This is a genomic window from Inquilinus sp. CA228, from assembly GCF_052078665.1.
In the GTDB taxonomy this organism is placed as follows: domain Bacteria; phylum Pseudomonadota; class Alphaproteobacteria; order DSM-16000; family Inquilinaceae; genus Inquilinus.
The window spans coordinates 114,646-127,733 of the sequence record NZ_JBQJIK010000003.1; the positions used below are offsets into that span (position 1 = coordinate 114,646).

The window sequence follows — 13,088 nt, forward strand, 5'->3', positions numbered from 1 at the left end:
GCGTCAGCCCGCCATCCTCAGCTCGCCGTCGCGGCGGATCATCGCCAGCGACAGCAGGTTTTCCTCGCTGTAGCGATCCGGCGGCAGCTCGCCGCGGATCTCGCCTTCGCCCATCACCAGCACCCGGTCACACAGGCCGAACAGCTCCTGGTGCTCCGACGAGATCACGATCACCGCCTTGCCCTCGGCGGCCATGCGCTCGATCAGGGCGTAGATCTCGGCCTTGGCGCCGACATCGACGCCGCGCGTCGGCTCGTCGAGGATGATGACCTCGCCGCCGACATGGAACCACTTGGCCAGCACCACCTTCTGCTGGTTGCCGCCGGACAGGCTGGACACCGGCGCCTCGATGCCGGTGGCCTTGACCCGCAGGCTGCCGGCGAGGTCGCCGACCAGGCGCTTCTCGGCGACGCGGCGGATGAAGCCCAGCGGATTCACCACCGGCTTCAGCCGCGCCATGGTGGCGTTGACCCGGATCGACAGGCCCAGGATCACGCCCTGGCCCTTGCGGTCCTCCGGCACCAGCCCGATCCCGGCGGCGACCGCATCGAGCGGGGAGCGGATCGAGACCTTGCGGCCGTTCCGAAAAATCTCGCCGCCGTCGCGCCGGTCGGCGCCGAAGATCAGCCGTGCCACCTCGGTGCGGCCGGACCCGACCAAGCCGCCTAGCCCCAGGATCTCGCCGGCCCGCACCGCGAAGCTGACGCCGCGCACCCGGGTGCCGGCGCGCAGGTTCTCGACCCGCAGCGCCTCCGCCCCCGCCTGGCGCCGGGACTTGTCGGCGAACATCGCCGCCAGCGGCCGGCCGACCATCATGCGGATGATTTCGTCGATCCCGGCCTGCTGCGGCGTCACGGTGCCGACCGTGCGGCCGTCCTTCATCACCGTCATCCGGTCGGCGATGCGGAACACCTCCTCCAGCCGGTGCGAGATGTAGACGATGCCGACTCCGGCGCCGCGCAAATCGGCGATGATGCGGTGCAGCCGCTCGGCATCACGCGCGGCCAGCACTGCCGTCGGCTCGTCGAAGACGATGACGCGGATTTCGCGCGACAGCGCCTTGGCGATCTCCACCACCTGCTGGTGGGCGACGGCCAGGTCGCCGACCAGGCGGCGCGGGTCGATCTCGAAGCCCAGCCGCTCGATCAGGGCGCGGGCCCGGCGGTTCAGGCTGCGCCAGCCGATCACCCGCGGCAGCTCGCGCATGAAGATGTTCTCGGCCACCGACAAATCGGGCGCCAGCGCCAGCTCCTGGTGGATCACGGCGATGCCGCGCTCCAGCGCCTCACGCGGGCCGCCGAACAGCACCGGCTGGCCCTCGATCCGGATCTCGCCGGCATCGGGCCGCATCTCGCCGCCCAGCACCCGCATCAGCGTCGACTTGCCGGCGCCGTTCTCGCCCAGCAGGGCATGCACCTCGCCGGGCCGCACCGTGAAGTCGACCCCGGCGAGGGCCCGGACGCCGCCGAACGACTTCGTGATGGCGCGCAGATCCACCAGATCGGTCATGCTGTCCCCTCCGGCAGGGCAGGGGCGGCGGGCTGGCCGCCGCCCCTGGTGATCAGAAAACAGCGTCGGGCCGGTAGTACTTGGCGACGTTGTCCTTGGTGATGGCGTCGGGGGTGGTCAGGTCGGTCTTCGGGAAGTCGGCGGGCAGCGACCCGTCCAGCGCCTTCATGCCGACATCGACCGCGGTGCGCGCGATCAGGGCCGGGTCGTTCAGCCCGGTGGCGCCGTATTGCCCCTCCTGGATCAGCTGCAGCGCCTCCTTCTGCCCATCGGCGGCGGCGACCAGCAGCACGTCGTTCAGCTTGCCCGCGGCCTCCAGCGCCTTGCGGGCGCCCAGCACCATCGAATCGTTCTCGCCCAGGACGACGTTGATGTCCGGATGGGCGACCAGCAGGTCCTCCATCGCCTTCAGCCCGCCCTCATGCGTCCAGCCGCCCCAGCCCTGGCCGACCACGGCGAAGCCGACCTTGCCGCCATTGACCAGCTGGCCCTCGACCAGGCCGCGGAACACGCCCAGCCGGCGCTCCTGCCCGACGACATTGCCCTTCTCGCCGGAGAGCAGGGCGATCTTGAGATCCTTGCCGGCGGTCGACTGCGCCAGCCACTGGCCGACCTGGAAGCCGTTCTGGTCGTTCGAGGACTGGATCAGGGTGATGTACTTGGCCTTGGGGTCGACCGTGCTGTCGATCGCCACCACCTTCACCCCGGCCGCGGCCGCGGCGTTGATGGCGGGGACCAGCCCCTGCGGGTCGGCCGCATTGATGATCAGCAGGTTGACGCCCTTGGACACCATGTCCTCGACGTCGCCGATCTGCTTGCCCATGTCGTTCTGGGCGTCGGCCGTGGCCACCTGGCAGCCGGCCTTGGCGGCCTGGTCCTTGGCCGCGGCCTCCTGCGCCGCGAAATAGGGCGCGTTCAGCGTCTTCATCGAGATGCCGATCATGCAGTCCGCCGCCTGGGCGCTGCCGATCAGGAGGGCGGTCGTGGCCAGGCAGCCCGTCAACACGGTCTTGAACATCCGGATCCTCCCCTTGGTGCCCGGGCGTGTGTCGACCCGGTTCTGTAGTTAAAGTACCGAATCGGCGGACGGTCAATTCGATTCTGGGAGAGAGCATGCCGATCGGCGCTTGAAACGGCTGAAGAACTGGCTCATTCATTCTGCATCCGTAGTTTTGCTACGAAATCGGAGCGAACCATGCAGCTGCGCGAGCCGGGGCGATGCGTCATCGGCGTGACCGACGGGGGCCTCTCGGGGGCGACCGGACGCTACGTCAAGCGGCTCTCCGACCTCTCCGGCCTCTATGGCGACGCGGCGGCCTTTGCGGCGGCGGTGGCGGAAGGCGGCGACCGGATCGTCTACGAGGTGCAGGACCACCGGCCCTCCGCCGCCGCCGGCGACCTGATCTTCGGCGTCACCCGCATGGTGCCGGGCCGGATCGGGCGGGAATACTTCCTGACCCGCGGCCACATCCACGCCAAGGCCGACCGGCCGGAGATCTACACCGGCGAGGCCGGGCGCGGCCTGATGCTGATGGAATCGCCTTCCGGCGAAATCCGCATCGTCGAGATCGAACCGCGCACGGTCTGCTACGTGCCGCCCTACTGGATCCACCGCTCTATCAATGTCGGGGTCGAGGAATTGGTGATGAGCTTCTGCTACCCGGCCGATGCCGGGCAGGATTACGGCATCATCGAGCAGGCCGGCGGCATGCGGCAGCGCATCCTCGACGACGGGTTCGGCGGCTGGGTCGCGGTCGATAACCCGGACTACCGGCCGCGGCCGCAGGCGCGGATCGACGCCCTGTTCGTGGCGGCGCAGGGAGCCTGAGCATGGCCGCCTACCAGCCCGCCACCCGGCCGACGCTGTACTTCATCGGCGTCACCACCGGCAAAAGCTCGATCATGAAGGTGTTCCCGGCCTGGGCCCGCGCGCTCGGCCTGGCGGAGGCCGAGATCCGCGGCATCGACTTCCCGCTGCACGCCGACCCGGCGGCCTATCGCGAGGCGGTGACCTTCCTGCGCGACGACCCGCTGTCGCTCGGCGCCCTGGTCACCACCCACAAGATCGACCTGTTCCACGCCTGCCGCGACCTGTTCGACGTGATCGACCCGCATGCCGCGCTGATGGGCGAGACCAGCTGCATCTCCAAGGCCGAGGACCGGCTGGTCTGCCACGCCAAGGACCCGATCTCCTCCGGCCTCGCCTTCGACGCCTTCGTGCCGGCGGGGCATTTCGCCCGCACCGGGGCGGAGCTGTTCTCGATCGGCGCCGGCGGCTCCACCATCGCCCTGACCTGGCATGCGATGCAGGGCGACCGGCCGTCGCGGATCATCGTCTCGAACCGCAGCAAGGCGCGGCTGGACGAGATCCGCCGCATCCATGGCGAGATGGGCGCCAATGTGCCGGTCGACTACGTGCTGGCGCCGAGGCCGGCCGACAACGATGCGGTGCTGGCCGGGCTTAAGCCGGGCTCGGTCGTGGTCAACGCCACCGGCCTGGGCAAGGACGCGCCGGGGTCGCCGCTGACCGATACGGGCCGGTTCCCGCAGGGCGGCCTGGCCTGGGACCTGAACTACCGCGGCGACCTGGTGTTCCTGGATCAGGCCCGGCGGCAGCAGGCGGCGCAGGGCCTGGCCATCGAGGATGGCTGGACCTATTTCATCCATGGCTGGACCCAGGTGATCGCCGAGGTCTTCCACATCCCGATCCCGACCGCGGGCCCGCGCTTCGACGACCTGTCCCGCATCGCCGCCGCGGCGGCGAAGGGGTAGGCTGCGGCGATGGACACGACCGACCGCCCCGCCACGGCCAACATCCTCGAGGTCGTGCGCACGCTGCGCTCCGAGCTGCGGAAGTCGGACCGCAAGGTCGCCGATGCGGTGCTGGCCGACCCGGCGCGGGTGCTCAAGGCGACGGTGGCGGAGATGGCGCTTCTGGCCGAGGTCAGCCAGCCGACCGTGATCCGCTTCTGCGTCGCCATCGGCTGCTCCGGCTACCAGGAGTTCCGGCTGCGCCTGGCGCACAGCCTGGCGCTGGGCCTGCCGGCGACCCATTCCGTGCTGCTCGGCACCGACACCCCGGCCACGGTGGTCGACAAGATCTTCGACTACACCCTGTCCAGCCTGGACTGGGCCCGGAACCATCTCGACAAGGCCGCGATCGAGGCGGCGGTCGCGATCCTGGAACAGGCCCGGTCGATCGCCTTCTTCGGCTTCGGCGCCTCCGGCATCGTCGCCCGCGACGCGCAGCAGAAATTCCCGCTGTTCGGCGTGCCCTGCTCGGCCGAGCTCGATTCCCACCAGCAGATCATGGCCGCATCGATGATGCAGCCGGGCGACGTCGCGGTGGTGATTTCCAACACCGGCCGCACCCGCTCGATCATCGAGGTGGCGCGGACCGCGCGCGAGAACGGCGCCAAGGTGATCTGCCTGACCGGGACGGATTCGCCGCTGGTGCCCTACAGCGACGTGGCGCTGGTGGCCGAGACGCTGGAGAACACCAGCGTCTACACCCCGACGATCTCGCGCATCGCCGCCCTGGTGGTGATCGACATCCTGTCGACGGCCGTGGCCCTGCGCCGCAACGACGCCCATTTCCAGCGCTTCCAAACGATGAAGCGCCGGCTGAACGAGCTGCGGTTCAACGAGCGGTTGTGAGGATCGAATGGCTTCGTAGGTTGGGTTCGCTCTTGCGAACCCAACCTGATTCCGCCGGCGCGATGTTGGGTTCGCTTTCGCGAACCCAACCTAATACGGATCTCACCCCAGCTTCTTGATCAGCGCCATCGCCGCGGCCGGGGCCTTCGGCTTGAAGCCGTTGATCATGTAGATGAAGACGTCGCGCGATTTCGGCGGCTTCGCCTCCGGCGATCCGACCGGCTTCAGATCGTCCGGCGCGCCGCCCTCGGCCCAGGCCTTGGCGCGCTTGGCCCATTGGTCCAGCGCCTTCGGGGCGTAGCCGGTCTCGATCTTTTCCGAGGCGCCCTGCAGCCGGGCATAGACGAAGGGGGCGGTGATGTCCGGGATCTCCGGAAAGCCGTCCTTGTCGGTCAGCACCACCGCCACGGTGTGGGCGCGCAGCAGGTCGATGAATTCGGGAGTGCGGAAGCTGTCGTGCCGGACCTCGACCACATGGCGCAAAGCGTGGCCGTCGACGCTGTGCGGCAGCAGCTTCAGGAAGGCCTCGAAATCCTTCGGGTCGAACTGCTTGGTCGGCAGGAACTGCCAGTTGATCGGCCCCAGCTTCTCTTTCAGCTCGGTGATGCCGCTGCCGACGAAGCGCTCGATCGACTCGCCGGCCTCGGCCAGCACCCGCCGGTTGGTGGTGAAGCGCGTGCCCTTGACCGAAAAGACGAAGCCCTCCGGCGATTCCTCACGCCATTTGGCGAAGGTCTCCGGCTTCTGCGAGCCGTAATAGGTGCCGTTGATCTCGATCGAGGTGACGTGGCGCGAGGCGTATTCCAGCTCGCGCTTCTGGGCCAGCCCGTCGGGGTAGAAGGTCCCGCGCCAGGGCTCGAAGGTCCAGCCGCCGATGCCGACGCGAATCCCCGATGCCTGCTTCGCCGCCATGGCGTCCTCCCCGTTGGCCTGGCCCCACTGGAACATAAGGCGAACGAGGAATCAAGCGCCGGCCGCGCCGGGCCGGCGCTGCTGCCGCCTACAGCTTGATCTGCAGCTTGACGTCGGCCGGCCGTCCCTCGGCCGCCCGCTCGAAGGCCGTGATGCTGTCCTCGAAGCCGTAGGTGTGGGAGATCAGCGGCTTCAGGTCGACCTTGCCGGAGGCGATCATGGCGATGGCCCGGTCGTAGACATTGGCGTAGCGGAACACGGTCTCGATCCGCACCTCCTTGGCCGCGGCGGCGACCAGGTCGACCGCCACCGGCTCGACCGGCATGCCGATCACCACCAGGCAGCCGCCGGGCCGCACCACGTCGAAGATGCCGGGATAGGCGCGGGGGCTGCCGCTGGCCTCGAACACCACATCGGCGCCCCAGCCATCGGTCGCCGCGGCCACGGCGTCGGCCAGCTTCGTCTCGCGGATGTTGACGCCGGTGATGCCGGGATAGCGCTCGGCGATCGCCAGCTTCTCCGGCAGCAGGTCGGAGATCAGCACCCGGCTGCAGCCGCCGGCCAGGGCGGCCAGCGCCGCCATGATGCCGATCGGCCCGGCGCCGATCACCACGGCCAGGTCGCCGGGCTGGATCCGCGCCTTCACCGCCGCCTGCAGGCCGACGGCGAAGGGCTCGACCATCGCGCCCTCGGCGAAGGAGACATTGTCCGGCAGCTTGAAGGTGAAGCCGGCGGGATGCACCACCTCGGGCGTCAGGCAGCCATGCACCGGCGGGGTGGCCCAGAACACGACGCTGGGGTCGACATTGTAGAGGCCGAGCTTGGAGGCCTTGGAGGTCAGATCGGGGATGCCCGGCTCCATGCACACCCGGTCGCCGGGCTTCAGGCTGGTGACGCCGGGGCCGACCTCGGTCACGGTGCCGGCGGCCTCATGGCCCAGCACCATCGGCTCCTTCACCACGAAGGGCCCGATCCGGCCATGGGTGTAGTAGTGCACATCGCTGCCGCAGACGCCGACGGTGTCGATCCTGATCCGGACGTCGCCCGGACCCAGCGTCCGGGGCAGGTCGATCTCGCGCAGCGACAGTTCCCTCTGGCGCTCCAGGACCAAGGCACGCATCTCGCATCCTCCCGAATTCGGGCCGGACGCGCGGCCGGCCCCTTGACCTCCCCTTGGTACGACATTTTACCGGGAACGGGAAAGGTGTCGCCGCACAAATGTTTTCGATCGGATACCAAAGTTCATGGCTTTCGCCATGCGGAGGCATGCCGCCAACCTCCTTCCATGCCGTCATGGCGAGGCGCGCCTCGCCATGACGGAACGGGAAGGGGCCTCAGGACACCAGCGCCAGATAGTCCCGCTTGCCGATCTCCACGCCCTTGTGGCGCAGGATGTCGTAGGTGGTGACGACGTGAAAATAGAAGTTCGGCAGCACCATGCTCAGCGCGTAGCTGCGGCCGGTGAAGTCCACCTTGCGGTCGCGCTGGGAGATGGTGATGGTCTCCTCCTCGCGGCCGTCGACCTGGTCCGGCCCGACGCTCTCGAGATAGGCGACGGTCTTGGCCAGGCGGTCCTGCAACTGGGCCAGGGTGGTCTCGTTGTCCTCGAAGGGCGGCGGCGTCAGGCCGGCCAGGCGGGCGGCGCCGAACTTGGCGGCATCGCTGACGCGCTGGACCTGGCCCGACAGCGGGTACATGTCGGGGGCCAGGCGGGCCTCGACCAGCGTGGCGGGGTCGATCCCCCCGGCCTCGGCATGGGCCGCGGCCTTGTCCAGCAGCTTCGCCAGCATGCGCAGCTTCGGCAGCATCACGCCGATCGAGATCTCGTGCAGGGTGAGAGGCAAGGGATGGCTCCGATGAAGGACGGGCGCCGCGATCACCCGGGCGTTCGGCGGCGGATGATTCCTCGGCCTCGACTCACTTGCGGTCAAGCGCCGCAGGGGCATCGGCTTGACCGGTCGCATCGCCTTCTGTACCAATCGGTAAAGTCAGTTCCGTTCGGTACAATCCTGGAGAGCCGTCATGGCCGCCGACCGTCCGCCGCTGCCGCCCTTCACCCGCGAGACCGCGATCCAGAAGGTCCGTGGGGCCGAGGATGGCTGGAACAGCTGCGACCCGCAGCGCGTCTCGCTGGCCTATACCGAGGACAGCCGCTGGCGGAACCGGGCGGAATTCCCGCAGGGCCGCGCCCGGATCGTCGAGTTCCTGACCCGGAAATGGGCGCGGGAGCTGGACTACCGGCTGATCAAGGAGCTCTGGGCCTGGGAGGGCAACCGCATCGCCGTCCGCTTCGCCTATGAGTGGCGCGACGATTCCGGCCAGTGGTACCGCTCCTACGGCAACGAGAACTGGGAGTTCGACGAGCACGGGCTGATGCGCATCCGCCACGCCTCGATCAACGACCGGCCGATCGCGGAGTCGGAGCGCAAGTTCCACTGGGACCGGTCCGGCCCGCGGCCGGCGGACCATCCGGGGCTCGGCGACCTCGGGCTCTAGCCTTGCCCAGGATCGTCGCCGAGCGTGCGGATGTGCTGCCGGCCCTGGCCGAGGTGTTCCGTGAGCATGGCTACGAGGGCGCCAGCCTGGCCCTGATCGGCGAGCGCACCGGCCTGGGCAAGGGCAGCCTCTACCACTTCTTCCCGGGCGGGAAGGAGGAGATGGCGGCGGCGGTGCTGGCCGAGATCGATGTCTGGTTCGAGCAGCACATCTTCCGCCCGCTGCGGCAGGAGGAGCCGCGCCGCGCGGTGCCGGAGATGATCCGCGCGGTCGACGGCTATTTCCGCTCCGGCCGCCGGGTCTGCCTGGTCGGCGCCTTCGCGCTCGGCGATGTCCGCGACCGCTTCGCCGCCGCCATCCACGGCTATTTCGCCGCCTGGACCGATGCGCTGGCGCAGGCGCTGGCACGGTCGGGCCGGCCGGAAGAGACGGCCCGCGACCGGGCGGAGGAGGCGGTGGCGGCGATCCAGGGCGCCCTGGTCCTGGCCCGGGCGCTCGACGAGACCGCCACCTTCCACCGCGCCATGGCCCGGATCGAGGCCCGGCTCATGGCCGCGTAACCGGCTCCTCGCGCAGGAACTCGATCAGCGCCGCGGCGGTTTCCTCCGGCCGCTCCTCCTGCAGGGCGTGGCCGCAGGGCAGGGTGTGGCCGCGGACGTCAGCCGCCTTGTCGCGCCAGGTTTCCAGCACGTCGTACAGCTCGCTGACCACGCCCCGGGCGCCCCACAGCGCCAGCAGCGGCGCCTCGACGTGGCGATCGGCATCGGCGGCGTCGTGCTCCAGGTCGATCGTGGCCGCCGCGCGGTAGTCCTCGCAGATGGCGTGGACCGCGCCGGGCTGGCGGTAGCAGCGCAGATACTCCTGCACCAGCTCCTCGCGCGGCACGCCCGGCGTCCGACTCTGCCCCGCCAGGTGGTGGCGCAGGTAGAATTCCGGGTCGGCCTCGATCAGCCGCTCCGGCAGCGGCGCCGGCTGGATCAGGAAGAACCACCAGAAGTACCGGGTGGCGAAGGTGCGGTCGGTGCGGGCGTACATCGTCGCCGTCGGCGCGATGTCCAGCACCGCGATCCGGCGCACCGCCTCGGGATGGTCCAGCGCCATGCGGTGGGCGACGCGACCGCCGCGGTCATGGCCGACCACGGCGAAGCGCTCATGCCCCAAGGCGCGCATCACCGCCACCTGGTCGGCCGCCATCGCCCGCTTCGAATAGGCGATGTGGTTGTCGCCGCCCTCCGGCCGCGCGCTGTCGCCATAGCCGCGCAGATCGGCGGCGACCACGCTGTGCCCGGCCGCGACCAGGCGCGGCGCCACCGCGTGCCAGGTGGCATGGGTCTGCGGGTGGCCGTGCAGCAGCAGCACCGGCGGGCCGTCGCCGGCTCGCGCGCCGTGGATGCGGATTCCGGGCGCGGTCTCGATGTCGAAGGGCGTGAAGCCGGGCATCAGGGTCATCGGGGCAGTCTGGCTCAACGACGGGGCTCCAGCCAGGGGCGGGCGGCGAAATGCCGGCCCTCGAAGGCGCGCAGGTCGTCGCTCCAGCCCAAGGTGGCGGCGATGGCGTCGCGGCCCTGCAGCAGGTCGTCCCGGCGCAGCGGGTCGATGGCGAAGCGGATCAGGCCGCCATCCGGCGCCGTGATGGTCTGCGCCACCAGGTCGATGGTCAGCCGGTTGCGCTCGGGGTCGGCGCACAGGGCCTGCAGCTGCGCGACCTGTTCCGGCTCCAGCCCGACCGGCAGCAGCCCGTTGCGGAAGCAATTGTCGTGGAAGATGCTGGCGAAGCTGGTGCCGATGATCGCCCGCACACCACGCTGCAGCAGCCCCCACACCGCATGTTCGCGGCTGGAGCCGCAGCCGAAATTCGGCCCGACCACCAGGAACCGCGCCTCGCGCCAGCCGGGCCGGTTCAGGATGAAGTCCGGCCGCTCCCGCCCTGGTGCTACGAAGCGCAGGTCGTGGAAGGCGCCCTCGGCCAGCCCCTCCCGGGTGATGCCCTTCAGGAACTGCTTGGGCATGATCACGTCGGTGTCGATGTTCGGCTCGGGGATCGGCGCCGCGGCGCCGGTGACGGTGGTGAACGGCTCCATCGGCTCAGCCCTGCTGTGGAAAGAGGCGGACATCGGCCAGGTGGCCGGCGATGGCGGCGGCGGCGACCATGGCCGGGCTCATCAGATGGGTCCGGCCGCCGCGGCCCTGCCGCCCCTCGAAGTTGCGGTTGGTGCTGGAGGCGCAGCGCTCGCCCGGGTCCAGCATGTCGTCGTTCATGGCCAGGCACATCGAGCAGCCGGACTGGCGCCATTCGAAGCCGGCCTCCACGAACACCCGGTCCAGCCCCTCGGCCTCGGCGTCGCGCCGCACCTGGCTCGACCCCGGCACGATCATCGCCCGGACATGCGGCGCCACCCGGCGGCCGCGCAGCACCGCCGCCGCGGCGCGCAGGTCCTCGATCCGGCTGTTGGTGCAGGACCCGATGAAGGCGCGGTCGATCGGGATGTGCTCCATCGCGGTGCCGGGCGCGAGGCCCATGTAGTCGAGCGCGCGCTGCATGCCGCGGCGCCGCACCGGGTCAGCCTCCTGCGCCGGGTCGGGCACGCGGCCGGCGATGCCGACGACATGCTCCGGGCTGGTGCCCCAGGTGACCAGGGGAGCGATCGCCGCCGCGTCCAGCGCGAGCTCGGCGTCGAACGTCGCGCCGGGGTCGCTGCGCAGCGACCGCCAGTCCGCGACCGCCCGGTCCCACAGCGTTCCCCGAGGAGCACGCGGCCGGTCCTGCAGGTAGTGCAGCACCGCCACGTCCGGTGCCACCAGGGCGCCGCGCGCTCCGGCCTCGACGATCATGTTGCAGATCGTCATCCGCCCGGCGACGTCCAGCGCCGCGATCGCCGCGCCGGCGAACTCGACGGCGTAGCCGGTGGCCCCGGCGGCGCCGATCCGGCCGATCACCGCCATGACGATGTCCTTGGCGGCGACGCCGGGCGGCAGCCGCCCCTCGACGGTCACCCGCAGCGTCTTCAGCCGCTCATAGACCAGGGTCTGGGTGGCCAGGACGTGCTCGACCTCGGAGGTGCCGACGCCGAAACCAAGGGCACCCAGCGCGCCATAGGTGGTGGTGTGGCTGTCGCCGCAGGCGACCACCATGCCCGGCAGGGCGATGCCCTGTTCCGGCACCACCACATGCTCGATGCCCTGGCGCGGGTCGAGGATGTCGAACAGCTCGATGCCGAAGTCGCGGCAGTTCTCGGCCAGATAGCTGACCTGCCGCGCGGCGCTGGGGTCGGGCACGTCCGCGGTGCGCCGCGGCGCGGTCGGGTTGACGTGGTCGACCACCGCCAGCGCCGCCTCCGGCCGCCAGGCGCGGCGCCCGGCCTGGCGCAGGCCGGAGAAGGCCTGCGGGCTGGTGTATTCGTTCAGAATGTGCCGGTCGACATAGAGCAGCACATGGAAGCGGTCGAGCACCCGCACGGTGTGGTCGTCGACGATCTTGTCGTAAAGCGTTCTTGGCCCCGGCATGCCACCGCCCTTGTCTTGGAGGATGCGTGCGGGGACGATATCCGGGCGGCGGACGGCCGGGCCAATGCCGGTTTCCGATCAATTCATGTGCGGACGGTATAGGCGCGATGGAGCTTTCCTGGCTCGAGGATTTCCTGGCCCTGGCGGAATGCGGCAGCTTCTCCCGCGCGGCCGAGCGCCGGAACATGACCCAGCCCGCCTTCAGCCGCCGCATCAAGGCGCTGGAGGACTGGATCGGCGCCGGGCTGGTCGACCGCGGCACCCACCGGATCGCGCTGACCGCGGCCGGCGAGCGGTTCCGGCCGGTGGCGGACGAGACCATCCGGCGCCTGCAGCTCGGTCGCGAGGCGGTGCGGGACGTCGCTTTGGCCTCGACCTCGACCCTGCGCTTCGCCGCCACCCATGCGCTGTCCCTGACCTACTTCCCGGCCTGGCTGCGCGGCCTGCAGGTCCACGGCGGCCTCGACATCGCCGTGCGGCTGACCGCCGACACCATGCAGGCCTGCGAGAAGCTGATGCTGCAGGGCCAGGCCCAGTTCCTGCTGTGTCACCATCATCCGGCCGCGGCGACGGCGCTGGACCCGGCGCAGTTCCTGTCGCTGCGGCTGGGCGTCGACGTGCTGCTGCCGGTCAGCGCCCCGGCGAATGAGGGGCAGGGGCCGCTGCACGCCCTGCCGGGCACGCCGGAGCGGCCGGTGCCGCATCTGGCCTATGGCGACGGCTCCGGCATGGGCCGCATCGTCGCCGCCACCCGGGCGCTGGACGGGCCGCCGGCGCATCTGGCGCCGGGCTTCGCCTCGCACGCCGCCATGGTGCTGGCGGCGATGGCGCGGGACCGGCGCGGCGTGGCCTGGCTGCCGCTCAGCCTGGTCGAGGCCGACCTCGCCGCCGGCACCCTGGTGCGGGCCGGGGACGAGGCCTGGGACATCCCGATCGAGATCCGGCTGCACCGCCCCCGCGCCCGCCAGGCGCCGGCCGCCGAAGCCTTCTGGTCCCTGGCGGTGGGCTGA

Annotated in this window: 14 protein-coding genes; 6 read left to right on the top strand and 8 right to left on the bottom strand. The window is 70.5% G+C overall.

Features of this window, described 5'->3' with window-relative positions; genetic code table 11:
• Positions 1–3: 3 nt before the first annotated feature.
• Positions 4–1,509: a sugar ABC transporter ATP-binding protein gene (locus ACTOWL_RS02300; RefSeq protein WP_441319570.1), complete on the bottom strand. Its 1,506-nt coding sequence runs from the start codon at positions 1,507–1,509 to the stop codon at positions 4–6.
• 52 nt (positions 1,510–1,561) lie between these two features.
• Positions 1,562–2,527: a substrate-binding domain-containing protein gene (locus tag ACTOWL_RS02305; RefSeq protein WP_441319571.1), complete on the bottom strand. Its 966-nt coding sequence runs from the start codon at positions 2,525–2,527 to the stop codon at positions 1,562–1,564.
• Positions 2,528–2,704: 177 nt separating this feature from the next.
• Between ACTOWL_RS02305 and ACTOWL_RS02310 the strand changes: the two genes are divergently transcribed.
• From ACTOWL_RS02310 to ACTOWL_RS02320, 3 genes are read left to right on the top strand one after another with little or no spacing between them, the layout of a single operon-like run.
• Positions 2,705–3,337, top strand: a complete 633-nt coding sequence (locus ACTOWL_RS02310) for a glucose-6-phosphate isomerase (RefSeq protein ID WP_441319572.1) — start codon at positions 2,705–2,707, stop codon at positions 3,335–3,337.
• A 2-nt stretch (positions 3,338–3,339) separates the two neighbouring features.
• Positions 3,340–4,281: a shikimate dehydrogenase family protein gene (locus tag ACTOWL_RS02315; RefSeq protein ID WP_441319573.1), complete on the top strand. Its 942-nt coding sequence runs from the start codon at positions 3,340–3,342 to the stop codon at positions 4,279–4,281.
• Between the two features lie 9 nt (positions 4,282–4,290).
• Positions 4,291–5,166: an SIS domain-containing protein gene (locus ACTOWL_RS02320; RefSeq protein WP_441319574.1), complete on the top strand. Its 876-nt coding sequence runs from the start codon at positions 4,291–4,293 to the stop codon at positions 5,164–5,166.
• 102 nt (positions 5,167–5,268) lie between these two features.
• Here the strand turns inward: ACTOWL_RS02320 and ACTOWL_RS02325 are convergent, their stop codons facing one another.
• The 3 genes from ACTOWL_RS02325 to ACTOWL_RS02335 all read right to left on the bottom strand — a co-directional run bounded on the left by ACTOWL_RS02325 (position 5,269) and on the right by ACTOWL_RS02335 (position 7,922).
• Positions 5,269–6,078 (bottom strand): DUF72 domain-containing protein, encoded by an 810-nt coding sequence (locus ACTOWL_RS02325; protein ID WP_441319575.1) that lies wholly within the window; start codon positions 6,076–6,078, stop codon positions 5,269–5,271.
• A gap of 88 nt (positions 6,079–6,166) precedes the next feature.
• Positions 6,167–7,198 (bottom strand): NAD(P)-dependent alcohol dehydrogenase, encoded by a 1,032-nt coding sequence (locus tag ACTOWL_RS02330; protein ID WP_441319576.1) that lies wholly within the window; start codon positions 7,196–7,198, stop codon positions 6,167–6,169.
• A 214-nt stretch (positions 7,199–7,412) separates the two neighbouring features.
• A complete protein-coding gene (locus tag ACTOWL_RS02335) occupies positions 7,413–7,922 on the bottom strand; it encodes a DUF1993 domain-containing protein (RefSeq protein WP_441319577.1) in 510 nt (169 codons plus the stop codon).
• Positions 7,923–8,100: 178 nt separating this feature from the next.
• Here ACTOWL_RS02335 and ACTOWL_RS02340 point away from each other — a divergent pair, with 178 nt between their 5' ends.
• Together ACTOWL_RS02340 and ACTOWL_RS02345 are read left to right on the top strand one after the other, a co-directional pair.
• Complete coding sequence (locus tag ACTOWL_RS02340; protein ID WP_441319578.1) at positions 8,101–8,574, top strand: nuclear transport factor 2 family protein; 474 nt, start codon at positions 8,101–8,103, stop codon at positions 8,572–8,574.
• 2 nt (positions 8,575–8,576) lie between these two features.
• A complete protein-coding gene (locus tag ACTOWL_RS02345) occupies positions 8,577–9,134 on the top strand; it encodes a TetR/AcrR family transcriptional regulator (RefSeq protein ID WP_441319579.1) in 558 nt (185 codons plus the stop codon).
• Here ACTOWL_RS02345 and ACTOWL_RS02350 read toward each other — a convergent pair.
• Genes ACTOWL_RS02350 through leuC form a run of 3 tightly spaced genes read right to left on the bottom strand, consistent with a single transcriptional unit; the run spans position 9,121 to position 12,078 of the window.
• Positions 9,121–10,041, bottom strand: a complete 921-nt coding sequence (locus ACTOWL_RS02350; RefSeq protein WP_441319580.1) for an alpha/beta fold hydrolase — start codon at positions 10,039–10,041, stop codon at positions 9,121–9,123. The genes ACTOWL_RS02345 and ACTOWL_RS02350 overlap by 14 nt on opposite strands.
• On the bottom strand, positions 10,038–10,655 hold the full coding sequence (leuD, locus tag ACTOWL_RS02355) for a 3-isopropylmalate dehydratase small subunit (protein WP_441319581.1): 618 nt from the start codon (positions 10,653–10,655) through the stop codon (positions 10,038–10,040). Before leuD ends, ACTOWL_RS02350 begins: the two co-directional genes overlap by 4 nt.
• 4 nt (positions 10,656–10,659) lie before the next feature.
• The gene (gene leuC, locus ACTOWL_RS02360; RefSeq protein WP_441319582.1) at positions 10,660–12,078 is read right to left on the bottom strand and encodes a 3-isopropylmalate dehydratase large subunit; all 1,419 of its coding nucleotides are present in this window, start codon (positions 12,076–12,078) and stop codon (positions 10,660–10,662) included.
• A gap of 107 nt (positions 12,079–12,185) precedes the next feature.
• On the opposite strand from leuC, the gene ACTOWL_RS02365 reads away from it, so the two are divergent.
• Positions 12,186–13,088 carry a LysR family transcriptional regulator gene (locus ACTOWL_RS02365; RefSeq protein WP_441319583.1) on the top strand — a complete coding sequence of 301 codons (903 nt, stop codon included), beginning with the start codon at positions 12,186–12,188 and terminating at the stop codon, positions 13,086–13,088.